The following is a 25,585-nucleotide window of genomic DNA, read 5'->3' as shown; positions in this document are numbered from 1 at the left end:
GCACAGCGCCGACGCGACAGCTCGCGCAGCGGCGTACGACACCGTCGTGCACCGCGCTGCATCCAACCCAGGGCGGCGAATCGTCACGATAAGGTATTCGCTAATAAAAATACCAGCGCGCGCGATCTCGGCTTCGAGCAGAACAAGCGGTCAACGTTCGAGCACCCGTCAATCAAAGGCGCAACCGGACCGCCAGTGCATTACTCGTAACGGCCTTATTGTTCCTTATCTCCACGGTTAAAAAGGAAGGCGGCATGCGTAAAATCTTCATCACGTCTCCGGGTACCGCCAATTATCCGGAAATTACTGCCTATCAAAACTATTTTAAAGCGCGCGGCGTGGACGTGGTGGTCGGAACAATCAGCGATTACCGCGCCCTCGATAACAAACGAAATTTCGTGTTGTGGGAAATCATGGGTTTTTATCCGAACCGGTTTGAATCCGACTTTGTCATCCATGACTACCGTTCTCTCTCCGTTGGCGGCTGGCCGGCGATGAAAGACGTCGCGAAGCGGTATTTCAATTGCCAGCCGAATCTGCGGATCTTTCAGAACAAACGGCAACAGGAGATCATGGGTTTCGGTCACGGCGTACCCAGTGTGATCCTGCCCATGGGCGTGCCGAACTGGATCTTCGAGGTACAGGATGGCGGTCAGACCGAAAAGAAAGCTGATTTCTGTTATATCGGCGAAATGAGCGTCGAGCGGGGCTTCGATCGCGTGCTGGAAGCATTTATAAACAACTTTCAGAAGCGCGACGTCTCCCTCCTCCTGGTGGGAAAACCGGACCCGCGCATCTACGAAAGATTTTCGAACGCAAAAAATATCATTTTCACTGGGCCCTTGCCGCAGCGTGAGGCGCTGAAACACGTGGTCGAGTCCGATGTTGCGGTGTGCTATTTCCCCTATCACCGGCCGCACTGCTATCAAACGCCGACCAAGCTGCTCGAGTATGCTGCGCTCGGCAAGAAAATCGTGTGCAACGACTCGCCGTCGAATATCAGATGCTGTGAAGAGATGGGCATCCATAGTGTGATCACCACGGCGAACATCTTTGACGGAATCGATGAAGACGCCGCGCGCGGTGCGACAGCGAATCGTCGGACGGACTTCGCAGACCTCATTTGGGACCGGGTGATAGAGCAGTCCAACGTCGCGACATTTCTGCCGACGGATATCAAGCTAACCAACGCTTGACCAATCCATTGAGGTGCGACATTTCAACGAATGCGACTCGAACTGCCCTTGGTAGCACTGAGTCAGCCGAAGAGACGACATTTGAACGGTGGTAATGACATGCAGATATTCATTCTTCACCCCGGCAAGGCGAATTATCCTGAGATAGACGCCTACACGAAGTATTTCGTGAGAAACGACTGTAAGGTAACGTCAGGGACACTGGATGATTACAAAAAAGTCAAGAATCCGGAAGAGTACATTCTCTGGTGCATCATGGGCTTTTACCCCAGGATCCCTGCTGCAAAATACGTTATCCACGATTACCGCTCGCTGTCTGTCGGGCGTAACAGTGCGCTAAAGGACAGCATCAAGAAAACGTTTCAACCACGGCCCGATCTTCGAATATTTCAGAACGACTCAATGAGTGCAGTCATGGGCTTCCGCGACGGCGTAGATACCGTTTTCCTGCCGATGGGCGTACCAGATTGGATTTTCACGACGGATGCTGACCGCAACCAGGCGCTTCCGTCGGGAACGTATTGTTATCTGGGCGAGATAACACGGGAACGCGGCTTTGTCGGCTTCATCAGGGACTTCCTGGCCGCCAAGCGCGACTCGGATACCCTCGTTCTGATTGGGCCTGTTGAAAAGGAAATCTCCGACGCATATCTTCGATCGCCCGGCATCCTGTTCACGGGACGTCTTGCGCAACGCGATGCCCTCGCGGTGGTTCGCAACTGCGAGATTGCTATTTCAACCATCCCGTACAAGCGTCCGTACGACGTGCAGACGCCGACCAAGCTTCTGGAATATGCTGCGCTCGGCAAAAGAATCATCTGCAATGACTCGCCTTCGAATCTGAACGCCGCCGCCAAGTTTGGAATTCAATGTAAAGTAACGGGCCCAGACGTATTCTCTAGCATCTGCAATTTCCACGGCGATATGGTGCCGAAAAATGACCCCTCCACGCTGCTGCATTTGCGGTGGACAGATATAATCGCCGCCTCGGGCGTGGAGCGATATCTCGCGCGGCTCTAAAAATTAAAATGGTTTGCGCGATGACACGCGCAAACCATTTCTCAAAAGTCAGTCTCGTCGCGATCGCGTTCCGTGAACGTTGGTTACGGAGTGGTGCTTCGATTCTTGCCGCGCCCCATCGGCACGTTCGGGCCAGTTCTTCGCCCGTCCCGACTGCGCGAATCGATGAAGAGTTGATGGTCACACGCGTGAAGAGGCTTTTGTCCGCTACTCTTCACTTCGGCAAGAGCACTGTATGCAATCGGTCCCAGACGACGGCCTGCTGCAAATCGCGCAGTAGTCACTCGCTCAGCACCGAACGGCCCTGGCGAATGCTTCTCAACTGGGCCGAATAAAGCAGCGCGATGTTGTTGAAGAAACGATCTTCACTGAATCTGTTGCGCGCTTCTTCCTGCGCGCGCCGCAATAAACCTTCACGAAATTTATCCTCGGCTATCATCTTCCGGATCAGCGAAGTCGCTTCCGCAGCCGTCCGATAAAGAACGCCGGTCGAATTGTGACGAATGGTGTCTATATTGCCCGGACAATCTGACGCCACAACGGGTGTGCCGAGCGTCATTGCTTCAATCAGAGAAATCGGCATTCCCTCCCAGGAAGCTGTCGACAAATAGATATCCGCTTGCGCCACAGCCGCGATTACGTCAGCACGCGTAAGCCAACCGGTCACACGCACGCCGGCGTCCTCGAGCGTCCTCCTGAGATCTGCGTCGCCGTCGCCGATCCATACGAACTCGACGCCGTCCCGATCAAACGAGCGTGCAATCTCCGCGAATAATCGCGGATTCTTTTGCACACGAATGCCGCCGACAGTCACAATTTTTCGCCTTTTGGTCGATCCGACTTTTCCGGCGCTTTCCAAACGACTGTTGCCCTGGACACTGACAGCCCGATCGATCGCGTTCTCGACCAGTACTGCATCTCGCCGAAGATAGCGGCGAATAGCGGCGCATTCACTCTCGGAGCAGCCAACGTATGTGCAGTTCTTCACACACGCAAGCAACTCCAACGCGGCGAAACAGTATCGCTTCAACCTGCCTATGTCTCGCCGTACGAAAGAGATGCAGTGCGGGCTATAAAGAAGCGCCGTTGACGGCAACGCAAACAAGGTCGACATTCGTCCCAGGAAACCTGCGAATGACGAGTGCAGATGGACGATATCCGGGTTCAATTCGATGAGTTGTTGGCGCAAGACAGACATGATCCGTGCCAATGATGGCCCTTTCATCTGCAGATGCTGCAGGACGACGTCAGAGTGAAACATCGCGCGCAAATTCTTCGGTGTTTCCTCGCGCTCTGAATAGATCACATACACCTCGTGACCTTCCTTGGCGAGGCGCGTCGCAAGCGTGCTCACAACTGCAAGCGTTCCTGTAGCAGTCGATTCGATTACGTGGACCACTCTCATAACATGTTTCTCGTGAATTGCGCAGCGATAGCGGAACACATCCCCGATCGGTCACGGCGATCGGGACGACATGCAATCTACGACAGGGAAAGGACCTCAGCCGGCTCAGTAGGCGCCGTCTTTCGCGAACACCACTTTGACGGTTCTCAGAAGAATCGACATATCGAATGTCAGCGAGCGGTTCATTGCGTATTTAACATCGAGCGAAACCCGCGTCGGATAGTCCACATCGTTGCGGCCGCTGACCTGCCATAAGCCTGTCATTCCCGGCTTCAGCGCGAGGTAGTAACGAACATCGCGGCCATATCGCACCAGCTCCTTCTGCACGATAGGACGGGGTCCCACCAGGCTCATATCGCCGCGCAGCACGTTCCATAGTTGCGGCAACTCATCGAGGCTCGTCTTGCGCAGGATGCGGCCAACAGGCGTCACACGAATATCGTTTTTGAGCTTGAAATCGCGGTCCCATTCCGCACGAGCCTGCGGATCGGTTGCGAGCAGTTTGGCGAGAACTTCATCCGAGTTCTTGACCATGGAGCGGAACTTCAGGCACTTGAAAGTACGTCCTCCTCGGCCAATTCTTGGATGACCATATACGGCGTTTCCGTGATCTCTCATGACTGCCAGCGCAATTATCAGAAGAACCGGGAAAAGCAGGATGAGTAGAACCGACGCCCCGCAAACGTCCATCGTTCTCTTCACTGCGTCGTCCCACCTTGCGACGAAGATGTTCTCGCTTTGCGGGTTCGAGTCATCCAGGGCGACCTGTTTTGAATTCGCCTCAAGGCACGCCTCTTTCAGTTTCGGATCCGCGGTGGCGTTGGATTCGAACATACTATCTCCTCAGTTCGGAAACTCGTGGGGAACGATGCCGGCGTAGGCACCCTGCGCTTGCAAAACAGATTTTGGTGTGGAAGTGAATCGTTTAGTGAAGCTAATTTCATTGATTCACTGACGAGTCACGACGAGCGTAACATCTCACTCAAAGACCGAATGTTAGCAATAGCGCATAAAGTCGCCATCGTACAGTTCGATCGAGACACGTCGCCCTTCATCAGGTGCACCAACAGTTCTTCTGCCAATCAAATACGCAGAATTCGAATCATGGCTTCGTTCTTTGATTGGTCTTATCGCCAGGTATCACTCGTAAATATCATGACAAAGCGTTCAGGTCAGACGCATGCTTTTATCAGAGGTGTAACCGTTCTTTCGAAAGCTCGTGATTGCGAATTTGTCTAAAGAGAGACGACAGTTTTCATCTTTAGGAAAAAAGAACATTTGATGAAGGAACAACTTCTGTAATGACTGACCGCGGCAAGGTCTATGCGATGACTCGCGCTGCACATCGAAGTCGCAAGTATCCCGGCTCGGCACTACGAATCGATGTGCGTTCCCGTACATGATCGGACGATTCGCTCATTGCGGAGTTCGACGCGAAGACTTCGTGATATGCCGACAAGCGTGGCGCAACCGGCGTCGGAAATCTGATAGTGAGGCATTGCGTCACACAACAAACTTCAGCTGGGACTGATGCCGAACAAGAGGGCGCATCCTTAGGAAGATTGAGTCGCTCGGTTCTGAAGTGTAGTGTCTGTGCGGGACTCTGACGTCGACACGGTATTCGATGCGCGTGTTCGACATATCCGTGCCGTCAATGCGGTCGCTTCAACAATTGATGTTCATCGGCACACTTAACTCTGACGTTTTCGGAACCAATTCCACGCGACAGCATTTATAGTTGAGAAATGAAACTCACACTTTTCTTTTTATTCGCCCTCTTAACACTTTTGTGTGGGCAGCCGATGTCGGCCTTCGCGAAGAACGGTCGCGCCAAGACAACGAACGCGACTACCGCCACTGCTCAGCAACTCGCGGCGCTGCAACCGCCGCCCACCGGAAGCGGAAACGACCGTTTTGCAATGGACGTGAACTGCAATCTCTGGAGTGCGGATCAGACGGCGCTGAGCGAATGCTCAAAGGACCTGGATCTGATTGCCGGATTGGGCGTGGGTACGGTTCGCCTCGGCGTTTCGTGGGACTTCATGACGCTGGCCGACGGCAGCACGCTGGACCCCAACAAAGTGGCCTTTCTGAAGTCGCTTCTGAACGCCGCACGCACGCGCGGCATGAAGATTCTTTTCCAGGTGGGCATGTACGCGCCGTCTAGTGCATACCAATGCCCGGCCACCAGGAATCCGCCGACCGCATCGTCACCGCGACTCGACTTCTGCGACGCGACGTTCACGAAGTATCTCGGCTCGCTCATGGACGTCGTTCTGCCCTTTACGGCTGACATCGAACTGTTCAATGAGACCAACTGGTCGTTCTCCGCTTCGGACCCGTCTTACGGCGATCCGAACGGTATCTCCGGATACATTCTGAATCGCAGCAAGACGCTCTATTCGGAAGCCAGGCAGATCCTGAACACGAAAAGCCAGTCGGGCTACAAAACGGTTCTGCACACTCAGGGCATCTCGTACTTCTACAACTCGGCGTACCCGAATAACGGCTGGCAACCGCCCGCAGGAAACGAGCTGATCCAGGCGACCGACTACATCAAGGCAATGGGTAACAACACCAAGAGTGCTTCCAGCCCGTTGAACATCGAGATCGACGTCGTCGACGTTCACCCGTACTTCAGCAGCGCCGACTACCAAACGCTGATGCAGTCGTTCAAGACGACCGTTTCGAATCTGGTCGCTAGCGGTCCCAAGCCGATCTGGATCACGGAAACCAACAACGGGACGACCCGTACGGACGCCGGACAACTCGCGGCATTCAATCAGTTGAAGGTGCTGATGGACAACGGTTCGGTGGCAAAGGCGTTCTGGTATGTCGTGCGTAACGGCGATCCGAGCAACGGGGAAGGCGACGGCTATTCGATCTACGATTACAACCGTAACCTGATTTGTCCGCAGCTTGCCGCCGCTATTCGGGCTTACACCGCGAGCATCCCGCGAGCGCAGCGATTCCTATCGGGTCCCTACCTGACCCCGGTCCAGTGAAGGCGTCTAATTGCAATCGATGAGATGAACGCGAACGCCGACTCCGCCGTCTGCGTCATTTTGCTGTTCTGCCCTGCTCCAGCGTGCTTGATGGTGTTGCAAACAGGAAGCAGCGGACATCCGCAATGACGGATGAATCATAAGAGGGCGATGAGACTAATTATCCTCCTTTGATCCTCTCGCGCGCGCAACGCAAAGCGCACACGCGAAGACCCCAATCGCCACGCCGATCAGCAGACAGGCGGCATGCGTCAAGAAAGTTACCATCTTCCACTCCCTTTACGACCACATCGAATTTTCGAGAAGTTGAACAGCACGATGTCATCGGTGGCGTAGCTATGGCTTGAGATCTTCCCTAGCGGCACCGGACAGTGTGATGAAGGCGATCCAAAGTCCGGCAGAGATTGACAAGGGCGCAATGTCCCGCTTGCGGATGGATGCCGACCTAATAATCGAACTCACTATACCACGGGTTTAGCCACGCTTTCGGCGCCAAACTTCAGAATGGCAAGCGCATTGCATGGCCGGCGGCGCGCGGGTTCAGAAGAACGTGACGTACGAAAATAGCCGACGCGGTAGGCGAGCGCGAAGCTGCCGGCGTCGCGATGGACGAATATCATCAGCATCAAAATGGCAGACGCCGGCCGGCACAAACAGAGAGGTCGGAAAGATCCCGCCATAGATGAAGACGCCGGTGCCCGTGCGCTCAGCTGGTCAGCGCTTCACCCAGCGTCTGCTGCAGAAATACGCCGAATGCGAGGGCGATCACCGGGATCGAATCGGAGGGGCGGAAATGATCGTGGCCACCAAGCGCGGGGCCGATCGGTATCGCGACGGCGCTGCAACTCGTCATTGCACGCACGGCCTGGGCGTTGTCCGCCGCCATGCACGCAACCTCCGGACGCAAGCCGATTAACGAGCGGATAAAAAGTACCCGAGAGCCGTCGGCCCGCAGAACTTCCCGATCAATAGAATCGAAACGAAATTGAGCGCCTGACTCAGTACGACTCCAGCGATACTGACGATCGAATGTTTGATATTCACAATTTATCTACGTCGAAGTCCGGGTGAATTTTTCATCGCTCTACACGACGATGGTTGTCGTCTGAAGGCTAGCCTTTCTGCGTCTTTCCGCTGGCGGGCAATGCGTCGAGATAGGAAGCACTGCGATAGAGGCCTGCGCGCGCGCCCAGACTATAGCGATAGACATCCGTATCGATCCCGTTGAAGATCACGCCCTTCACCCGGGCATTCGCCTGCTTGAGCTGCTTGGTGGCCTCCACCACCTGCGCAATGGAAGTGGTCTCGAAGCGGGTCACCAGCAGCACGGTGCCGCAGCTATCCGCAAGCGCGGTCGCGTCGGAGACGGCGAGCACCGGCGGCGTGTCGATCAGCACGATGTCGTATTCGCTCGTCTTCGCGAGGAATTGCTGCATGCGTTCGCTCACCAGAAGCTCGGCCGGGTTCTCCGGTATCGCTCCGCGCGCAACGAAGTCGAGGCCCGGACGCACGTCACGCATGATCACCGGGTCGGACGTCACGTCCGACGACAGATAGTCAGCCAGGCCGGGGCTCGAGTCGAGACCAAAGTATTGCTCGAGATGACCTTTGCGCAGGTCCGCGTCGATCAGCAACACCCGCTTGCCGGCCGCCGATACGACCGCCGCCAGATTCGCCGAAAGGAACGACTTGCCCACCTGTTCCGTCGGCCCCGTCAGCAGCACGCGATTGTCGCCCGATTCCGATTCCAGCATGGCAAAATGAAGCGCGGTTCTGAGTCGGCGCAGGCTTTCAATCGACGGGTCGCGCGGAAACTCGCTCGCCAGCAGGAACTTCTCGCCAGCGGGCAGCTTCGGCGTCTTGCCGATTCGCGCGACTTTCGCCTGCGACAGCGGCACGCTCGCATAGACGTTCAGGCCCGTTTGCTCCTCGATCTCCTGCGCGTCGGTCACGCCCCGATACAGCGCCGTACGCCCGAACGCCGCACCCACGCCCAGAATCAGGCCGCCCAACGCAGCATAGATAATCACCAGAAGCTTGTTCGGCTTGATCGGCTCTTTCGGCACCACCGGGTTATCGATCAACCGCACCGTTCCAACCTTGCCGGCGCGAACCAGTCTGAGCTGTTGCATGTTGTTCAGCATGCCGACGTAAAGCTCGTTGTTCACGTTCATGTCACGGGTCAGGCGCACCGCATTCTGCTCCAGGTCCGGCAACGCCTGTTCCTGCTGCGACAAGCTTCCGATCCTGCTGCTCAGCATGCCGATCTGCTGATCGATCGCCTGGATCGCGGGGTGACCCGGCGCGTAGATCGCGCCCATCTCCGCGCGCTTCTGCTTCAGTTCGAGCAGGCTGCGCTGCGTGGCTACGCTTTGATCCAGATAGGCCTTGCCCTGCTCGCTCAGATTGAACACGCCCATGCGGTTGCGCATGTCGTTATAGCGTCCCTCGGCGCGCTCCAGGTCGCTCTTGAGTTGCGGCAGCTGCTCGCTCAGGAACGCAAGCGACTTCTCGGCTTCCGCCGCCTTGCGCTTCAGATTCTGGTCAACATACGCATTGCCGATTTCGGCGAGCGTGCTGGCCGTCAGCAGCCGCTCAGAGCCCATCAGCGACGCGCCGATGATGCCGCTGTCTTTACCCTTCTGCGAGACCGTCAGCCGGTTTTGCAGGCTTTCCACCGTCTTCTCGCGCGACTGTCTCTCCAGAATGAATTGCGTGCCCGGCTTTGCGTTCAGCGAATCGACCTGCAGCGTGATCGCGCCATCGGGCAGTTTCGTGTCGAGCTTTTCGCCCACGCGACCCTCGATCGGCTCGCTGAGATCCGACTGCTCCAGCCGGTAGCGTCCGCCCTCCAGAACCGTCAGAACGAACTTCTCGCCTTCGAATGCTTCCGGGACGTCGAAGCTGGACACCTTGATCGCTTCATCGCCCCATGCATATCCGCCAAATCCAAAGATCCCTGGCTCGGAAAGACTCCGGGCTTGCCGGCCCAACCAGTCTCCGATCAAGGGAAAGCGCTTCGGCTTTGCGCTGACGTCGAGGTGCAGATCGTCAACCGCTTTTCCGACCACCATTCTCGACTGCAGGATTTCCATTTCAGCCGTCGCCTCTGTTTTGACGTCGAACATGCTGGAGACGTCGCCCAGCGGGCCTTTTGAATTGTTGGTCGGAATGCTGTCTTCAACCTGCACGAGAATATCGGCCTGGTACACCGACGGCGCGATAAACGCGTAGGCCACGCCCACGGCGAGCACGCCGCCGGCGATTCCACCGACCAGCCAGCGGTTGGCCATTAGAACGTCGAAATAACGCGAAAGACTGACATCGTTATTCCGGAGCACGGCAGCATTCGTAAGCAGAGAGTTCTGATTCATCGAAACCCCAGGGCGGGTGTACGAAAAGGATGGAAGCTCGATTTAATGTGCAGGCGATGCGGCGTTGCCAGATCTCGCTTTTTGTCACGGCTGAAATCGGACGCACAGGCCGAGTACGTCAGTCCTGCTCGCAAGCGTGCTCGAAATGAATCGTCTTATGGTCTAAAAGAGACTTCCGCCGGGTCTGGCGCAGACTTCTAATTTTTCCGCATCCGATGTATTGCGCCAGCAAACAGAAAGCGAGTTATTCATAGCAGAAGTCATCGCAGCCTATCTGACGGCTTGCCGCACCTCCGTACGCTGCCGCACATTCCCATTTTTCGCTCCAACGGGGTCATGCGCAATTGCGATGTCGCTATTTCGATCATTTCGAACAAGCACCCGTATAGCGTGAAAACACCGACAAAAGCTGGTGGAGCAAACGGCGCCGAATTCGCGCAACCGCACGCAAGGGTGCTAGCGCTTCGTCACGAAATGCCAGAGCGCCGCACACTCGGTCTCGGATATCCGGTAGTGAGGCATGGCTTTGCGCAACATCACGTTGACCGGGTCGATGCCTTCCCTCAGCGCCCTGCAGAACGTTGCCTGATCGTAACTGCTCGCCGGACCGTCCCTTCGACTCTTCGCAGGAAACAGGTTCCCGGCGGTCAAGGGTGGTGCGAATGCGTCGCCCGAGCCGGTTTGCGAATGGCAGTTCGCGCAACGCGTGGTCGAGCCGGGCAACAGACGATCGTCGTCGCGCAATTGCGCCTCAACCGAATGCTGCCCGTTGAAGATCGAACACCCGAGATCGTTCGACTCACAAGGCGGCGCGCCATGCGCGACATACGTGATGTTCGCCAGCGCCAGCGCCAGCGCACGCGCCGCGGTTCGCCGTGACCGTAACGCCATCACTGGATCTGCACCGTGCGCGAAACGCTCGGCACACCCTTCGCGTTCAGGCCAAACAGCATGTAGTAGCCAGGCACGACGACACCCGGATCGGAAGGAATATTGATCAGATATTCGCCCGCCGTTCCTACCGTGAAAGTCACGGGTACCCGCCGCTGCTCGTTGTTGACCGCGTGGGTCGACGAAGACATGCGCATCAACGCAAAGGCCTTGATGCCACTGCTGCCCGTTACGGCGATCGATGTCCCGAGCTGTGCCGTAGTGGGCGCGGCTGTGAGGGTCGGTCGTGTTGCCGCCGAGCCGTCCGCGTTGAGCAGGTACGGCGGCGTCAGTATTTCGAGGTTCGTATGGTTTGTCGAGCAGGTTCCGCACAGTCCACCGCCACCACTCAGTACGCGACCGTCCGACAACAGCAGTGCGATGCTGTGATAGTTACGCGGCACGGCTTGCGGCGGGAGCACCGAGAAAGTCTTGGTGGTAGGGTCCCACAACTCTGGCGCCAGCACGGCGGTGTCGTCCGAAAACGTTATCGGGTACGCCTCTCCACCAAGGACTACCACCTGACCGTTCGGCAAGACCACGCTGGTGTTGAAGGCGCGGCGGTAATTCATCGGCGTAAGCGTTTGAGTCACCGCGGTGCCGCTGCTGATGTCGATTAGGGTGGCGTCCGCAGTCGCGTTGGCATACTCGTAGCTCGGCGCACCGCCTACAGCCAGGATCTTGCCGATATCGTACATAACGGCGTTGCCGTTCATCGCATCGGTATCGCTGCCCCGGTTGCCGGCAGGCGTCACGTTGCCCGCGCCGGCGGTATCGAACCAGTGCATGGCGACGCTCGGGCCGGCGTGGAAGACTCGCCCATTTGCCACCGCAAACAGCCATGCATGATTGTCGGAGCGGAAAATGCCAGCCGCGTCATTCGTGAGGATGTAGTCGGCGAGAATGGCGCTATTGAGCTGCCAACCCGTACTCGGTGACCAGGTTTCGCCGGTCTTGCCGCCCTCGCCTCCGTTCCACGAGCCGCCCACCAGGAATACGTTGCCATTGCTCAACGTTACGCTGCCGTGGTAGGCGCGCGGAATATTCATTAGAGGACCTGACGACCATTTTCCGGTCGAAGGCGTGTAGAAACTCGTCGCGTCGCTGCTCGAGCCACCAGTGACGTAAATACGGCCATCCGGAAGATTGACGATTCCCGGGCAGAACATATCGTGGCCGGTATTCGACACGAGAACCTGTTTGCTCGTGCCGGTAGTCGGGTTAAAGATTGCGGTGTATGTGTTGCCGGGGGTGACTTCGCCAGACGTAAAGTCCAGCTTCTGGTCGGCGGACCACACTACCACGGTGCCATCGGGCAGATTCGCCGCAGCTGCCGGCACGATCGACAGGTTATAGGGTGTAGTCCACTTTGCCGGCAATGTTTTCGCGGTCATGCCGCTGATCTGCCACGTCTGCAGAGCGGTTCCGCTGCAAGCCTGCTGCGTGATCTGCGAGCCCTGCGCCGTGAGGCTGGCAGCAGCCAGACACAGGTGACTCTGCGACGCGACGATTGCAAAGCCGCCACCTTGCGGGATCAGCTGAAAGCTTTGATTCGCCTGGCCATTGCAGGTCCACTGGTCCGCCCCAGCGCCGGCGTCCGTGCTGACACCGTAGATGTCGAGGCAAAGGTTGCTGTTGACGTTGACGAACTGATAAAGCCCGTTGTTCTGCGTCAGTGTCCAGTGCTGGTTATTCCCGCCATTGCACGTCCACTCGATAACCGAGGCGCCAGGCGTCTTCGATTCGGCGTTCACGTCGGCGCACAAGGTCGTGCCGTTGACGGTGAGCGTGCTCGATGTCTGCGCGTCGGCAGCTGTGGAGAACATCGAAAGCGCCGCCATGAATGTGATCAGCAGCAACGCTTTCACGCACCTGTCGAACAATTGCGAGAGGATCCTAAACGATCGGTTTTGTGACATAGCCTCAGTCCAGTAGGTTACACACGCCCTAATGCGCCCAGTACATCGCAAATTTGATCCGCGCGAGGCAGGTCGTCACTTCGCCAGCGCAACATTGCGTTCGCATCGAAGCAGTAGATTTGGGTCGAGTGATCGGCAATGTTGCCGAGTGGCAGGGTGCTGCCCGAAAGCGCTCTGCGCATCCGGTCGACGTCCTGCAACGTCGGCGTGGCCGCCCGCCATTCGGGTCCGGCCTGGAAGCGCATGAGCCATGCGTGCAGCGCGGGCGGCGAATCGGAAAGCGGATCGATTCCGATCGACACCAACTGAACGGGGTAGCGGTGCTGTAACTGCGATATCCGTTGCTGAACGGTGCTGAACAGTGCACCCTGCAAAGGACAAACTGAAGTGCATCCTGTGTAAATCGTCTGCAACGCAGTCACTTTCTGACGCAACAGGTCGGTTAGCAACTGTTTCTGGCCGCTTTGATCGACCACCCAGAAGTCGTCGAGACGAATGGGCGGCGTGACGAGTCCTATGCTTGCGTGCTGCGCGTATAGCGGAAAAGAAACGCCGGCTAACGCCGCGGCCGATATGCCACGCAGCAGCGCGCGGCGTCCCGGACTTCGGACCGGCGCGCACGCACGCAACGTCGCGCGAGTCGGCGCGTGTTGATGGAACATGACTATGATCTCCCGCAACGTGTAATGGCTCGCAGAACCATTCGTCGCCATCTTTTATTGCGTGTTACCCACGCGATAATGCGCACGAGTCGCGCGACGGCTACGTTCGCTTTCTAATTGCGAATCAACGGCATTCGGGAGCGTAGCAGAGAACCTTCCGGAAAATTACAGCGTCAGGCCCGCGACTTGCTCCGCTTTGTGAGGTCGGCCACATAACAATGAAACTTCAAAAACTGGGTGTTTTAGAAAGCCCGAGCAAAACCTATGTTGTCCTGAGATTCGTCGTGAGGCGGCGGAAATGGCGAAGTCGCGAAAATGGATTGCGCGCTCAAACGTGGCGGCAAGACGCGTCAGGCAGGCGGACCAGGTCGGCCCGGCCGAAGAGACTCGGCTGACCGTTACCGAACTGCCAAGCCCTGCTCCTACCACGAAGGGGTTGCCCAACAAGGCCTCAGCATCGGCACGATGGCAAGTCCGCGGTGGCGAATAGCAAGCAGCGCCGGTGTTCCGGCGGCTTCGAGTTTCGCCGCGACCAGGCGAGCCATTGCGCGTGTTTCGCTGGCGATGATATGCAGGTTCCGCGCCCCTGGCTCCCGGCCGTCTCCTTGTTCCAAAGCCCAAAGTCAAACCGTGGCAAAATTCGCATTCCGCGATTTATTTGATGCGACCGGTGCGGCCCATATAAATGCCTCGGCAGCATTATTTTCTTTCTAAAACCATACCGAAACATTTAATCAGCATTTAATTAGGTCCCAGCCATCCCGATAAGAACCATACATTGGCGGAAATAAAGCACCGCGACTGTCTAAAAGCGACAAGTAACAATTTTGTAACGGCTTTTTTGTTGTTTTGTGAATCTCGAATTCGGGCGTGAGAACGCCTCTGGATAAGCGTTGGAAGGGAGGAGGGACGCGTTGCCGATAGGCTCATGTAGCACAAATTTCGTTGTTACGCTTAGTTACGTCCGACGGCGAAAGTTTTGTTCCAATTCTGTATCATTCGTATTCATCAGATCACTCAGGGAAAACCTTGTCGATTTTGATTCGATTGGAAAAACTTCGCAATTTGCGACGAATTACCGAATCTTCCGATTGAAAATGATGAAAGCGGGTTTTCAGTAGGTCGCATTAAATCTGAAGATTAAACGCGATTAGTGCCCCACGCGAGTGCGGCAGCGGGCGGCTCTTGACAAAAGCCGATCATTATTCAGTTGTACTTCGTGTTGTTGCGTATTTTTTCGTGGCGACGTCCTTATCACGCGAACGTTGTTCGTTTTAGCGGCCAGGTTCCATCGGCCTTGATAGACAGATGTCCTTCTTCAGCAGACTCTCTCCAAGACTGAAACCGTCATTTCGTCGGCTTCCCCAGATCGCAAAAACTGCTTCGGCGCTTGCATTTATCGCAGGCGTACTAAGCCTTGCAGGTTGTGGCGGTGAAACAAGCGATGATGGCAGCACCGCGTCCGTGACGGCCAACTCCCTCCCTGCCGACACAGTCGCGAACGCGGCTACAGATCCGTACAGCAACGGCGTAGTGCCCCCCGACAATGGCTCTCCGCCGGTTCAGGCGAACGGTCAGCCTTATAACCGCGCCCTGGTGCAACGGGCGGGACAAGGCGATTGAACCGTTTCGCGACGATCGATACGAAACCCGCATATCCCGTGCAAGAGCATTTTCAATCGTGATGTCAGCGACCGTTGACTCACGCGTTTGACGTGTTTGCGTTACGTATGCCATCGCTTCAGGAACTGATGGTCATCGGCAAACGTAATTCCAACGTTCTCGGCCCATCCCCGGTCAGTAGCAATTTATAGCTAAGCCATGAAACTCAGACTCTACTCACTATTCGCCGTTTTAGCCCTGTTGTGCGGGCAATCGATGCCAGCGTTCTCCCAGACGAGTTCGACCGCCGCCACCGCCCAGCAACTCGCGGCGCTGCAGCCGCCGCCCACCGGAAGCGGAAACGACCGTTTTGCAATGGACGTGAACTGCAATCTCTGGAGTGCGGATCAGACGGCGCTGAGCGAATGCTCAAAGGACCTGGATCTGATTGCCGGATTGGGCGTGGGCACGGTTCGCCTCGGCGTTTCGTGGGACTTCATGACGCTGGCCGACGGCAGCACGCTGGACCCCAACAAAGTGGCCTTTCTGAAGTCGCTTCTGAACGCCGCACGCACGCGCGGCATGAAGATTCTTTTCCAGGTGGGCATGTACGCGCCGTCTAGTGCATACCAATGCCCGGCCACCAAAAATCCGCCGACCGCATCGTCACCGCGACTCGACTTCTGCGACGCGACGTTCACGAAGTATCTCGGCTCGCTCATGGACGTCGTTCTGCCCTTTACGGCTGACATCGAACTGTTCAATGAGACCAACTGGTCGTTCTCCGCTTCAGACCCGTCTTACGGCGATCCGAACGGTATCTCCGGATACATTCTGAATCGCAGCAAGACGCTCTATTCGGAAGCCAGGCAGATCCTGAACACGAAAAGCCAGTCGGGCTACAAAACGGTTCTGCACACTCAGGGCATCTCGTACTTCTACAACTCGGCGTACCCGAATAACGGCTGGAAACCGCCCGCGGGCAGCGAGCTGATCCAGGCGACCGACTACATCAAGGCAATGGGTAACAACACGAAGAGTGCTTCCAGCCCGTTGAACACCACGATCGATGTCGTCGACGTTCACCCCTACTTCGGCAGCGCCGAATACGACATGATGGTGCAGGCATTCATGACCACGGTGTCGAACCTCGTCAGCAGTGGCGCGAAGCCGATCTGGCTGACCGAGACCAACAATGGCACCAACGGTACGGACGCCGGACAAACGGCCGCATTCAACCAGTTGAAGGTTCTGATGAACAACGGTTCGGTGGCAAAGGCGTTCTGGTATGTCGTGCGTAACGGCGATCCGAGCAATGGCGAAGGCGACGGCTATTCGATCTACGACTACAACCGAAACCTGATTCGTCCGCAGCTGGCAGCCGCGATTCAGGCCTACACGGCGACCATTCCGCGTTCGCAACGCTTCCTGTCCGGCTCTTACCTGACTGCGATCAAGTAAGCCTGCCTGCTGTAACCCATGAACGAACGGGGCGCGACTATCGCGCTCCTTCGTTTTTCCGTTTTGGGCCGGGTTGACAGGACCGCATCCAGTTTGAGGGCCGCAGCGAAATTCCCGAGGCCGAGCTTCGCGAGGATGAACTGGCACTGTGCCAATGCGTTGCGTCAAACTCGTCGCTGCCGTAGTCGAAGGAGCAGACACGGCAAACAACGCGGCGCCACCCGAGAAGCGGGCACGCAATGGCTATTCCCGAACATTCGTAGCCTCTTCGCGCCATCTACCGCATCGCTCGCCCAGCAGGACGTTGCGGTAAGAAAATCACGCAGAGCGCCATGAACGAAACCAGAATCACCGACGCATAGAGTCGGCTGATCTCGAGCCCACCTTGAGAAATGGGTTTGTCGAGCAGGTCCCCCAAGGTCGCGCCGAGCGGACGCGTCAGGATGAACGCCGCCCAGAATATAGCGGTCCGTGACAGCCGCGACCAGTAATAAAGCGCACCGACGATCAGCAGACCCCCACCGAAGATCAAAGCGCCGTACTCATAGCCAAGCCCCAGACCGCCTTCGTCCGATCCCGCCACCCAATCGCCCAAGGCCGTACCCAGTGTCTGCGAAAAGAGGATCGTCACCCAATAGAACCACTCGGCTTTGGGCGTGGTCACGCTCTGCACCGCCACCGTACCTTCCGATTTGTACCAGACGCCCAGGCTCGCAAGCAGAAGCGCGAAGACGATGACTACACCGCCCGGATAGCCGACTCCCACCGAACGATCGAAGAAGTCGGCCAGCGTGGTACCGAGCGTGGTCGTTGCAACGATGGTCGCCCAATAGAGCGAGGCATTGAACCGCTCCGCCCTGATCTGCCCTGCGACCAGCCCAATAAAAATAACCGCAAAAATCGCGGTGCCGATCAGATAACCCAATTTGAGCGACATGGTCACCCAATCGCCGCCCGTTTCGCCAAGCGTCGTGGCGGCGATTTTGATGATCCAGAAGCCCAGCGTGATCTGCGGGACTTTAGTGAGTGCATGCGCGCGAGTTTGCAACGGGTTGCTATTCATGTGACGTGCTCACTATTCTCATGGCTTGAACATAGGCTCAACCATCGCAGAGCGACCCTTAACAGCACCTTAAGCATCCCGCCGAATCACGCGGTCAGATTTTCCTGCGCCAGTAACGGGGCGGTAACTCCGAGTCCCTTCAACGCAGTTCCAGCCACATCGGCTGATGATCGGACGAGCGGCTGTGCTGATCGACATCGCACGATGCAATGCGTGCGCTCAGGTCTGCCGTGACGAAAACGAAATCGCACGCGAATGCTCCGTCGGGCCATTGCTCGTGATCGTATAGGCCGACCGTCGCGGCACGCGGCTCGCCGGGGTGCGCGCGGGCCCACGCATCGACGAACGCCGGAGCGTTGGTGATCGGTTCGAGCATTCGGCAAAAGGCGGTGTCTTCGAATGCGCTGTTGAAGTCTCCGCAGACAATCGCGCTGACCGGGCGCGCCGTATCGGCAAACGGACTGTCCGGCTTCTCGCCACGCGCGGGAGCGCGCGCGTGAGCGCACGCCTCCTGATGCAACTCGCGCAGTCTCGCCACTTGTGCGAGCCGCTGTTTCTCCGAATAGAACTCTAGGTGCGTGGTGATGAAACGAAGCGGACCGACGTCGGCTTCGAGCACCGCTTCGAGCGCGACGCGCAGCATCGATGGCTTGGCGGGGTCCGCGGGCCACGGCAGAGAATGGCGCAGCACCTGACGAACCGGCAAACGGGTCACGATGGCATTGCCGAACTGCCGCCGATGACGGCTCGCGCCCAACGAGGGCAGATCGGAGCCGATCGCATCGAGCACGGTCATCTCCGGCAGCAGAGCGGCAAGTTCGGCGAACTGATCGGACGATGGCGCGCCTTTCAGTCCGCCGGCCGCCGGTTCTTCGTTGAAGCCGCGCGTGACTTCCTGCAGACACAGGACGTCGAAGTCGCACAACGCGCGTGCTTCCCGCACGATCCGTCCGAGGTCGACGCAGCCGTCGACGCCGCATCCCCACTGAATGTTCCAGTCGACCAGTTTCATGACGGCCTCCTTGAAAGATCCGACTACAGTGTATCGCCGCATCCTGCGCGGTGACTCAGCGCTGGACAGGACGGGCGCATTTCAATCACACGGCTCCCCTTGTTATGAGCGTCCCCAGGGTCACTGAAAGTTAGCGATGAAATTGCGCGGTAAAAATTGTCAGTGAAAGTAAGCGCCAAAAAATGCCGTGCATGCGATGAATTATGCTGACCCTCATCTGCGACCGGCTCAATTTCTTTAGAAAACAATGAATAGCTTCGATTTATCCATCGAAACATATCTGTCCAACATACACCTCGGTGAGTTCGCGAATCTATCCATCCAGGCCATCGACAACCTGTACACCTTCAAAGGCCTCGTACTCATTCCCGTGCTGTGGTGGATGTGGTTTCAGCAAGACGAGTGCCGCGAATGGCGGCGAGAAATGGTTCTCGCGACGCTTGTCAGCGGCATCGTGGCGCTCTTAGTCGGAAGACTGCTGACTCACTGGTTGCCATTCAGGGTGCGCCCCGTCTACGACACCGAACTGCATCTGCGCTTTGCCAGCGGCGAAATCAAGGACGCAGTGCTGACCAACTGGAGTTCCTTCCCAAGCGATCACGCGATGCTATGGATGGCGGTCGCCACCGGCATCTTCCTCATGTCGCGGCGCGTCGGCGTGCTGGCGCTTCTCTATACTGCGCTGTTCATTTGCCTTCCGCGCGCCTATCTCGGCTTTCACTATCCGACCGATTTGCTGGTGGGCGCCGCGGTGGGAATCGTGATTACATTGGCGATGACGCGGGATGCGATCCGCGTGCGCTACGCGACGCCGGTGCTGCGATGGACCGAACGCCACCCGGCGCCCGCAGCGACGCTGGCCTTTATTCTGTGCCTCCAGCTCGTCACGCAGTTCGACGAATTGCGCAAGCTGGCGAGTGGCGTAATGAAACACCTATGATGACGGCGATGGTTGCTCCAGGTTTGTTCTCGTGCGACGGCGGCTGACAGCGACAGCGAAAGCTACGTGACCCCCTGAACGTAGCGCGCTTCGTTCAGATCCGCGAGAAGCGTCGGACCTGTCGGTCGCCAGCCCAAACGCGCCTGCGTCTGCGCGCTCGATGCCGGCATATCGAGCGCGGCGAACATCGCCATCCATCCGAAGTACGCCTGCGCCTCGCCGCGCGCGATCGAGACGACCGGCAACTTCAGGCCGCGTCCGAGCGCCTCGGCGATCTCGCGGGCGCTAACGCCTTCTTCGCCGACCGCGTGATAGCGCGCACCGCGTTCGCCCCTCTCGATCGCGAGCAGGTACAGCCGCACGACATCCGACAGATGCCCCGCCGGCCAGCGGTTGCGTCCCTCCTCCACATATGCGCACACGCCTTTGTCCCGCGCGATCTGGATGAGCGGCGTGATGAGGCCTTGCCGGTACGGGTTATGCACTTGCGGCAAGCGCATCACCGACACGTTGACGCCCGCCTCCAGCTGCACGTTGCCGGCCAGCTCCGAGCCGATGCGCGAGTTCGGGTGACTGGTGTTGAACACGTCTTCGGTGGCCGGCTGCCCGTTATCGCGGCTGCCGACGCCCGTGCCCGACGTGATCAGAAGCGGCCGATCCGAGCCGGCCAGCGCCGAGCCCAGTGCAGCGATAGCACGCTTGTCCTTCTCGCAGTTCTCCACGAAGTGCGAGAAATCGTGGTCGAAAGCAAGGTGAACGACGGCGTCCGCCTTCGCGGCGCCGCTGCGCAGGCTATCGGTGTCTTCGAGCGTGCCGCGATGGACCTCCGCACCGGCTGCGCTGAGCGCCTGCGCGCCCTGGTCGGACCGGGTCATGCCGACAACCTGATGCCCGGCTTCGATAAGTTCGGGCACCAAAGCCGAGCCGATAAACCCGGTTGCGCCCGTCAGAAAGATTCGCATGGTCAAGTCTCCAGAATAGCCACCGACGCACTATGCGATCATTCACTATGCTATTGAAGTAGTGAGCTTATCCCGGTAAAGCGACTAACAGGTTAATCATCCCAGTGAACACCGCCCAAACCCTCGGGGACTTTCTGCGTAGTCGCCGCACGCGGCTCGATCCGGCCAGCTTCGGCTTCTCGGGCCGCAGGCGCACGCCCGGATTGCGCCGGGAAGAAGTGGCGCAGCGCGCGAATATCAGCTCGACGTGGTACACGTGGCTCGAGCAGGGCCGCGGCGGCGCGCCGTCCGCCGCGGTGCTTGAGCGCATCTGCGCGGCGCTGATGCTGACGAATACCGAGCGCGAACATCTTTTCATGCTGGGCCTCGGACGCCCCCCGGAAGTGCGCTACCGGTCCACCGACGCAGTGGACCCGCGCTTGCAGCGCGTGCTCGATTCACTCGATGCCAGCCCGTCGATCATCAAGACCGCGACGTGGGACGTCGTCGCGTGGAATCGCGCCGCAGCCGTGGTGCTGACCGACTACAGCGCGCTGCCGCCGGGCCAGCGCAACATCCTGCGCTTCCTGTTCGGCGATCCGGCCGTCCGGGCAAAACAGCACGACTGGGAGAGTGTCGCGCGCTTCGTCGTGGGGACGTTCCGAGCGGACGTTGCCCGCGCGGGGCTCGCTTCCGAGGTGGGCGATCTGGTCGACGATCTGTGTCGCGCGAGCCCGGACTTCGAACGCATGTGGCGCGAAAACCAGGTATTCGGCCACAGCGAAGGACAGCACGTTAAGCGCCTGCTGCATCCTGCGTTCGGGACCATCGAAATGGAGTATTCGCTGTTCGCCGTCGATGGTCGGCCAGACCTGAGCATGCTCGTGTACACGCCGCTCGACGCGCGAATCGCCGCGCGCATCCGCAGTACCGTTTCATCGATCGATGAGAGTGCCAGCGCCGCGCCTTTGACCGCTGCGTGATCGGCTTTGACGCTCGAGCGCGAGCGCGGCCGCCGGATCGCACTCGGGCGACTCCGCAATTGCTCGTGGAAACCAATGAGGTTGAAGCACCTTGGGGACGACTACCGAACTGCATCGTTCGGCCCGTTAATTGGCTGCACGGCATCGCACAAGCTTCGCGTAAGAATCACGATGACCGCCTCGCTGGCGGCAAGCAAGTTGGCGCGATCATTTATTGCCTCTCGGTAGACACCTTCATGGATGCGAATGGCGACGGCGTCGGCGACTTCGAGGGCCTGATGCGCAGGCTCCGATTACCTGCAAGGGCTCGGCATGACGACGATCTGGCCGAAGCCAACGTGCCGCCCCAAACCGACCTGCACTACTTCGGCGACGAGGGCGAGCGCCTGCCGATGATGTTCAACTTCCGGGTCAATCAAAACACGTTCTACACGCTCGCGACGGGCAACACGAAGCCGTTGAAGGACGCGCTCCTTGCGACGAAGCCACGGCCGCCGAGCGCGCAATGGGGGGTGTTTCTGCGCAATCACGACGAACTCGATCTGGGCCGGCTGACGCCCGCTCAGCGCGCGGCAGTGTTCGCCGCGTATCGCGGGGCGACACGGTTAAACTGATACGATCGCATGCTTCTGGTCGTTCGCGGACTCACGCGACTTGTCGACTCACGCGAATGTTCAGCCTGCTCGACTCATCGGATACGCAATCGAATAAAGGGATGTCATGGCAAAGGATGAAATAGTCTGGGGAATTTTGGGCGCCGCAAAGATCAACGACAAGGTGGTCGTGCCCATGCACAACGCGCCGAAGTGTCGGGTGAAAGGCATCGCGTCACGCTCTCCGGAGAAGGCGCGGGAAGCCGCGGCCAGGTATGGTCTGGCTGTCGCATACGATAGTTACGAGGCGCTCCTCGCGGACCCGGAAATCGACGCGGTCTATATTCCATTACCCAATCATTTCCACGTGGAATGGACGATCAAATCGGTCGAGGCGGGCAAGCACGTCCTGTGTGAGAAGCCGATCAGCCTGGACGCTCAACAGGTTGAACGGCTGATCGCCGCGCGCGACAAGACCGGCCGATACATCCAGGAAGCGTTCATGGTTCGCACGCATCCGCAATGGTTGAAGGTGCGGACCTTGATCGACGAAGGCGCGATCGGCGAATTGCGGGCAGTGACCGGCGGTTTCACCTATCACAACACGAACGAACACAATATCCGCAACAAGAGCGAGCTAGGTGGCGGCGGTCTGCTCGATATTGGTTGTTATCCGATCACGACGTCGCGCTTCACTATCGGGCGTGAGCCACGGCGCGTCGTTGCGCTGGTGGAGCAGGATCCGACCTTCAAAGTGGACCGGCTCGGCTCCGTGCTGATGGACTTCGATGGCGTGCAGGCGAGTTTCTTTTACTCGACTCAGACCTATCCGTACCAGCGGATGCAATTTCACGGTACCAAGGGGCGAATCGAAGTCGAAATTCCATTCAATGCACCAAACGATCGACCGACACGCCTGCTAATCAGTGAGCACAATAGCGACGGTGTCGCGACTGACCGCTGGCTGGAGCTTGCGGTGTGCGATCAATATGGCGTAGCCGCCGCCACGTTCGCGGAGGCGATCCTGAGTGGGGGCCCGCAGGCTATTTCGCTAGAAGATGCGCGCGCGAATATGCGGGTGATCGATGCCGTGTTCCGCTCGGCTCAATCGGGCGCGTGGGAGAGCATCGCCCAAGGTTGACGTGCAACGCTGGCGCGAGCCGCGCTGTTCAACGCGCGGCAAGTGCCCAGTCGTCCGCTTTCGCAATGCCATAGACTATGGCGAGCGAAAGTGGTCTCTACCTGGCCGGCGCGGTGACATCGCAGTCGCCGCCGTGGGCACCGCTGCCGGTGTTTTTCAGCGTAAGCACGAGTCTGCTACCCCTGTTTGCCGTCATGATCTGACCATAGCTAACGGTGGGAATGAACTGGATATCCGGCGCCACCGCCACCGGGGGATTTCTCGCTCCGTCGACGGTCAGGTCGAGTTCCACGGTGATCGAGTCGATTGCAGCGCCGAGATCCTGCTTCCGGCCGGCCTGATCTTTGCGGAAATTGCACAGGCCCTGGAGAACCTGCTCGAGGGCAGTCGGGATATCGACCGGCTTGCCCGGTGCGATCGGAGGCGTGTTACAGCCGACGATCATGAACGGCAAGGTGCAAAGCGCTACGTATCGGCAGGCTCGCATCAGCTTCCCCGCTTGATCTGGTGGACGTGGTGTCTGCCATCCCCTGCTGTCGCTGGTTCAGTGCCCAGCCGGCGCACGCGAACGCAAACGCTCAATACTTGATATTCCTGGCCGCCTCACGGCCATTCTGCTTGGTTTGCCGCTTGTCCTGCCGGCATTGCGAATTGCTCTTCTGGTCCGTGGCCCGGCACTCCTGCTTCGTGTGGCGGGAACCCTGGCGTGTCTCCTGGCGAACGTCACGTCCGGCGCGACGCTGCTGAGCCTGTTCGGTTGCCCAGGAGCTTCCCGCGCAAACCATCACGGACACAGCCATGACCGCGACCGCGAACTCCCGGCTCCATGAAAACATGGCGACCTCCCTGACAGGTTGAATACGAGTATGCCGGCTTTGTACGAGGGTGCCACGCGTGGCTGTCGCGTCAATCGGACCAAGGTCTTAGGGCCTTCGCGTCGTGCGCGATCCACAAGCCGCCGCGCTTCCGGTTCGATGAACATGAAAACAGGATGTTGCGGTCCGCTCAACGAAGCGGTACCCCACGCGGCGGCGAACGGCGGTCCATTCAGAATGACCGTGAACCAGCCGTAGCCAGCGAATCAGCGAACGCTCACTCGTCCGCCAAAAAATTCGGATGACTTGTGCGGATCTGATCGATCTGACTCAGCGTCCCCGACAGATGCTTGCGTAGCGCTGCCTGCGCCGCCTCGACATCACCTTTGTCGATCGCATCGACGATCTCGGTGTGATCGCGCACGACCGCTATCGTCTTGCCCTCCACCGGCAGATTCAGGCGCCGCAGCCGGTCGATATGGCCGCTCAACCTACGCACCAGATCCCATAGCTGCGGCACGCCGGCCGCCTCGTACATCTGCCGATGAAACGCCTGATCGAGCAGCGAAAACTGCTCGTAGTTCTTCAGGTCGAGCACTTCCGTTTGCCGCGCGATCGTCAGGCGCAGTTCAGCGATCAGCGTGGCGTCGCGCTGCTCCGCGAGCGTGCGGACCACTTCGAGTTCAATCGAGCGGCGCAGGAAATGCGCCTGCAGCGCGGACGTCACGTTGATCTGACTGACGACCGTCGCGTGCTGCGGATAGATGTCGACGAGACCTTCCTCGCCGAGCTTCATCAGCGCGTCGCGCACGGGCGTCTGGCTGAGCCCGTAGCGGTTCGCCAGCTCGGTGCGCGACAGCACCGTACCCGGCGTGAGTTCGAGGGAAAGGATCATTTCGCGCAGTCGTTCGAATACTTGCGGCGCGGCGTGGCGGGAGCGGTCGAGCCGGGTTACCGTCGACGAATGAGCGTGGTTTTTCATGGCAGAAACTGAAGCATGGAAGCAGGCGTGACCCGGCATGGCGGTCCGCTGAGGCACTAGTACTATAGCCGACGCGCGCCCCTTCCAGCGGGCTTGCGAGCGGAATTCCGCGAACAGTGCACATGGGTACTTACCCCAGTAACGCACTAATACATTAGTGCTTTACCATCCGTCCCATCAAACTCTTCTTATGCCGATTGCTATCATGACTCGCGACATCACCATCACGCAGGTGCGCATCACCCCGATCGCCTTCCGCGACGGCCCGCTGCTCAACGCCGCCGGAATCCACGAACCTTGGGCGCTGCGCGCCATCGTCGAGCTCGAGACGAGCGACGGCCGCGTCGGCATCTCCGAGACCTATGGCGACGAACCGATGCTGCGCGTGCTCGAACAGGCGAAGTCGCTGGTGACCGGCCTGTCGCCATTCGACCTCAATCGCATGGAAGAGCGCGTGCGAGCGTCGATCAAGGCGAGCCCGGGCGCGGTCGAATTCGAACTCGCGCCCGGCTCGCACTCGGCGAAGAACGCGCCGAAAGGG

General features: G+C 58.5%; 19 protein-coding genes and 3 pseudogenes. 9 read left to right on the top strand and 13 right to left on the bottom strand.

The window, feature by feature from the left end; genetic code table 11:
• The first annotated feature begins 254 nt into the window (after positions 1 to 254).
• Both OKW35_RS12565 and OKW35_RS12560 read left to right on the top strand, forming a co-directional pair.
• A complete protein-coding gene (locus OKW35_RS12565; RefSeq protein ID WP_429354722.1) occupies positions 255 to 1,196 on the top strand; it encodes a glycosyltransferase in 942 nt (313 codons plus the stop codon).
• Between the two features lie 99 nt (positions 1,197 to 1,295).
• A complete protein-coding gene (locus tag OKW35_RS12560; RefSeq protein ID WP_184059026.1) occupies positions 1,296 to 2,216 on the top strand; it encodes a glycosyltransferase in 921 nt (306 codons plus the stop codon).
• Positions 2,217 to 2,496: 280 nt separating this feature from the next.
• On the opposite strand, the gene OKW35_RS12555 is transcribed toward OKW35_RS12560, so the two are convergent.
• Complete coding sequence (locus OKW35_RS12555) at positions 2,497 to 3,621, bottom strand: glycosyltransferase (protein WP_429552170.1); 1,125 nt, start codon at positions 3,619 to 3,621, stop codon at positions 2,497 to 2,499.
• Positions 3,622 to 3,726: 105 nt separating this feature from the next.
• Positions 3,727 to 4,323, bottom strand: a pseudogene (locus tag OKW35_RS12550) (sugar transferase); the annotation flags it as partial.
• Between the two features lie 1,217 nt (positions 4,324 to 5,540).
• On the opposite strand from OKW35_RS12550, the gene OKW35_RS12545 reads away from it, so the two are divergent.
• Positions 5,541 to 6,626, top strand: a complete 1,086-nt coding sequence (locus tag OKW35_RS12545) for a glycosyl hydrolase (RefSeq protein ID WP_429552169.1) — start codon at positions 5,541 to 5,543, stop codon at positions 6,624 to 6,626.
• 706 nt (positions 6,627 to 7,332) lie between these two features.
• Here OKW35_RS12545 and OKW35_RS12540 read toward each other — a convergent pair.
• From OKW35_RS12540 to OKW35_RS12520, 5 genes are all read right to left on the bottom strand, one after another.
• The gene (locus tag OKW35_RS12540) at positions 7,333 to 7,512 is read right to left on the bottom strand and encodes a hypothetical protein (RefSeq protein WP_429552168.1); all 180 of its coding nucleotides are present in this window, start codon (positions 7,510 to 7,512) and stop codon (positions 7,333 to 7,335) included.
• Positions 7,513 to 7,738: 226 nt separating this feature from the next.
• Positions 7,739 to 10,000, bottom strand: a complete 2,262-nt coding sequence (locus tag OKW35_RS12535) for a polysaccharide biosynthesis tyrosine autokinase (protein ID WP_429552167.1) — start codon at positions 9,998 to 10,000, stop codon at positions 7,739 to 7,741.
• A gap of 456 nt (positions 10,001 to 10,456) precedes the next feature.
• Positions 10,457 to 10,891: a hypothetical protein gene (locus tag OKW35_RS12530; RefSeq protein ID WP_184074558.1), complete on the bottom strand. Its 435-nt coding sequence runs from the start codon at positions 10,889 to 10,891 to the stop codon at positions 10,457 to 10,459.
• Positions 10,891 to 12,849, bottom strand: a complete 1,959-nt coding sequence (locus OKW35_RS12525; protein WP_429552166.1) for an RICIN domain-containing protein — start codon at positions 12,847 to 12,849, stop codon at positions 10,891 to 10,893. Before OKW35_RS12525 ends, OKW35_RS12530 begins: the two co-directional genes overlap by 1 nt.
• A 17-nt stretch (positions 12,850 to 12,866) precedes the next feature.
• Positions 12,867 to 13,511 (bottom strand): SCO family protein, encoded by a 645-nt coding sequence (locus OKW35_RS12520; protein WP_187614586.1) that lies wholly within the window; start codon positions 13,509 to 13,511, stop codon positions 12,867 to 12,869.
• A 1,821-nt stretch (positions 13,512 to 15,332) separates the two neighbouring features.
• Here OKW35_RS12520 and OKW35_RS12515 point away from each other — a divergent pair.
• Positions 15,333 to 16,574 (top strand): glycosyl hydrolase, encoded by a 1,242-nt coding sequence (locus OKW35_RS12515; protein WP_429552165.1) that lies wholly within the window; start codon positions 15,333 to 15,335, stop codon positions 16,572 to 16,574.
• A gap of 277 nt (positions 16,575 to 16,851) precedes the next feature.
• On the opposite strand, the gene OKW35_RS12510 is transcribed toward OKW35_RS12515, so the two are convergent.
• Both OKW35_RS12510 and OKW35_RS12505 read right to left on the bottom strand, forming a co-directional pair.
• Entirely contained in the window at positions 16,852 to 17,637 is a 786-nt protein-coding gene (locus OKW35_RS12510) for a COG4705 family protein (RefSeq protein WP_184059042.1), read from the bottom strand.
• A gap of 139 nt (positions 17,638 to 17,776) precedes the next feature.
• Complete coding sequence (locus OKW35_RS12505; protein WP_429552164.1) at positions 17,777 to 18,649, bottom strand: endonuclease/exonuclease/phosphatase family protein; 873 nt, start codon at positions 18,647 to 18,649, stop codon at positions 17,777 to 17,779.
• Between the two features lie 247 nt (positions 18,650 to 18,896).
• Here OKW35_RS12505 and OKW35_RS12500 point away from each other — a divergent pair, with 247 nt between their 5' ends.
• Positions 18,897 to 19,589: a phosphatase PAP2 family protein gene (locus tag OKW35_RS12500; protein WP_429552163.1), complete on the top strand. Its 693-nt coding sequence runs from the start codon at positions 18,897 to 18,899 to the stop codon at positions 19,587 to 19,589.
• Between the two features lie 62 nt (positions 19,590 to 19,651).
• Here OKW35_RS12500 and OKW35_RS12495 read toward each other — a convergent pair whose 3' ends face one another.
• Complete coding sequence (locus OKW35_RS12495; RefSeq protein ID WP_429552162.1) at positions 19,652 to 20,551, bottom strand: SDR family oxidoreductase; 900 nt, start codon at positions 20,549 to 20,551, stop codon at positions 19,652 to 19,654.
• 104 nt (positions 20,552 to 20,655) lie between these two features.
• Between OKW35_RS12495 and OKW35_RS12490 the strand changes: the two genes are divergently transcribed.
• The 3 genes and pseudogenes from OKW35_RS12490 to OKW35_RS12480 all read left to right on the top strand — a co-directional run bounded on the left by OKW35_RS12490 (position 20,656) and on the right by OKW35_RS12480 (position 23,247).
• The gene (locus OKW35_RS12490; RefSeq protein WP_184023351.1) at positions 20,656 to 21,513 is read left to right on the top strand and encodes a helix-turn-helix transcriptional regulator; all 858 of its coding nucleotides are present in this window, start codon (positions 20,656 to 20,658) and stop codon (positions 21,511 to 21,513) included.
• 323 nt (positions 21,514 to 21,836) lie between these two features.
• Positions 21,837 to 22,103, top strand: a pseudogene (locus tag OKW35_RS12485) (trehalose synthase); the annotation flags it as partial.
• 130 nt (positions 22,104 to 22,233) lie between these two features.
• Positions 22,234 to 23,247, top strand: coding sequence for a Gfo/Idh/MocA family protein (locus OKW35_RS12480; RefSeq protein WP_429354733.1), 1,014 nt, complete (start codon positions 22,234 to 22,236; stop codon positions 23,245 to 23,247).
• Between the two features lie 97 nt (positions 23,248 to 23,344).
• On the opposite strand, the gene OKW35_RS12475 is transcribed toward OKW35_RS12480, so the two are convergent.
• The 3 genes from OKW35_RS12475 to OKW35_RS12465 all read right to left on the bottom strand — a co-directional run bounded on the left by OKW35_RS12475 (position 23,345) and on the right by OKW35_RS12465 (position 25,044).
• Positions 23,345 to 23,692 (bottom strand): hypothetical protein, encoded by a 348-nt coding sequence (locus OKW35_RS12475; protein ID WP_084754269.1) that lies wholly within the window; start codon positions 23,690 to 23,692, stop codon positions 23,345 to 23,347.
• 133 nt (positions 23,693 to 23,825) lie between these two features.
• Positions 23,826 to 24,083, bottom strand: a complete 258-nt coding sequence (locus OKW35_RS12470) for a hypothetical protein (RefSeq protein WP_429354734.1) — start codon at positions 24,081 to 24,083, stop codon at positions 23,826 to 23,828.
• A gap of 256 nt (positions 24,084 to 24,339) precedes the next feature.
• Positions 24,340 to 25,044, bottom strand: coding sequence for a GntR family transcriptional regulator (locus tag OKW35_RS12465; RefSeq protein WP_184059055.1), 705 nt, complete (start codon positions 25,042 to 25,044; stop codon positions 24,340 to 24,342).
• Positions 25,045 to 25,249: 205 nt separating this feature from the next.
• On the opposite strand from OKW35_RS12465, the pseudogene OKW35_RS12460 reads away from it, so the two are divergent.
• Positions 25,250 to 25,582: pseudogene (locus OKW35_RS12460) on the top strand (glucarate dehydratase); the annotation flags it as partial.
• Positions 25,583 to 25,585: the final 3 nt, after the last annotated feature.

Source organism: Paraburkholderia sp. MM5477-R1 (assembly GCF_050436385.1).
Taxonomy (GTDB): Bacteria; Pseudomonadota; Gammaproteobacteria; order Burkholderiales; family Burkholderiaceae; genus Paraburkholderia; species Paraburkholderia tuberum.
Note: the sequence above shows the minus strand (reverse complement) of the source record. Positions and strands in the feature narration are given on the sequence as shown.

Excerpts from the sequence above, each read along its gene's own strand:
- OKW35_RS12465 (WP_184059055.1), bottom strand. The coding sequence starts at position 25,044 with ATGAAAAACCACGCTCATTCGTCGACGGTAACCCGGCTCGACCGCTCC.
- OKW35_RS12560 (WP_184059026.1), top strand. The coding sequence starts at position 1,296 with ATGCAGATATTCATTCTTCACCCCGGCAAGGCGAATTATCCTGAGATA.
- OKW35_RS12480 (WP_429354733.1), top strand. The coding sequence starts at position 22,234 with ATGGCAAAGGATGAAATAGTCTGGGGAATTTTGGGCGCCGCAAAGATC.
- OKW35_RS12505 (WP_429552164.1), bottom strand. The coding sequence starts at position 18,649 with ATGAAACTGGTCGACTGGAACATTCAGTGGGGATGCGGCGTCGACGGC.
- OKW35_RS12535 (WP_429552167.1), bottom strand. The coding sequence starts at position 10,000 with ATGAATCAGAACTCTCTGCTTACGAATGCTGCCGTGCTCCGGAATAAC.
- OKW35_RS12475 (WP_084754269.1), bottom strand. The coding sequence starts at position 23,692 with ATGATCGTCGGCTGTAACACGCCTCCGATCGCACCGGGCAAGCCGGTC.
- OKW35_RS12530 (WP_184074558.1), bottom strand. The coding sequence starts at position 10,891 with ATGGCGTTACGGTCACGGCGAACCGCGGCGCGTGCGCTGGCGCTGGCG.
- OKW35_RS12565 (WP_429354722.1), top strand. The coding sequence starts at position 255 with ATGCGTAAAATCTTCATCACGTCTCCGGGTACCGCCAATTATCCGGAA.
- OKW35_RS12500 (WP_429552163.1), top strand. The coding sequence starts at position 18,897 with ATGAATAGCTTCGATTTATCCATCGAAACATATCTGTCCAACATACAC.
- OKW35_RS12515 (WP_429552165.1), top strand. The coding sequence starts at position 15,333 with ATGAAACTCAGACTCTACTCACTATTCGCCGTTTTAGCCCTGTTGTGC.
- OKW35_RS12540 (WP_429552168.1), bottom strand. The coding sequence starts at position 7,512 with ATGGCGGCGGACAACGCCCAGGCCGTGCGTGCAATGACGAGTTGCAGC.
- OKW35_RS12525 (WP_429552166.1), bottom strand. The coding sequence starts at position 12,849 with ATGTCACAAAACCGATCGTTTAGGATCCTCTCGCAATTGTTCGACAGG.
- OKW35_RS12495 (WP_429552162.1), bottom strand. The coding sequence starts at position 20,551 with ATGCGAATCTTTCTGACGGGCGCAACCGGGTTTATCGGCTCGGCTTTG.
- OKW35_RS12470 (WP_429354734.1), bottom strand. The coding sequence starts at position 24,083 with ATGTTTTCATGGAGCCGGGAGTTCGCGGTCGCGGTCATGGCTGTGTCC.
- OKW35_RS12520 (WP_187614586.1), bottom strand. The coding sequence starts at position 13,511 with ATGTTCCATCAACACGCGCCGACTCGCGCGACGTTGCGTGCGTGCGCG.
- OKW35_RS12555 (WP_429552170.1), bottom strand. The coding sequence starts at position 3,621 with ATGAGAGTGGTCCACGTAATCGAATCGACTGCTACAGGAACGCTTGCA.
- OKW35_RS12545 (WP_429552169.1), top strand. The coding sequence starts at position 5,541 with ATGGACGTGAACTGCAATCTCTGGAGTGCGGATCAGACGGCGCTGAGC.
- OKW35_RS12510 (WP_184059042.1), bottom strand. The coding sequence starts at position 17,637 with ATGAATAGCAACCCGTTGCAAACTCGCGCGCATGCACTCACTAAAGTC.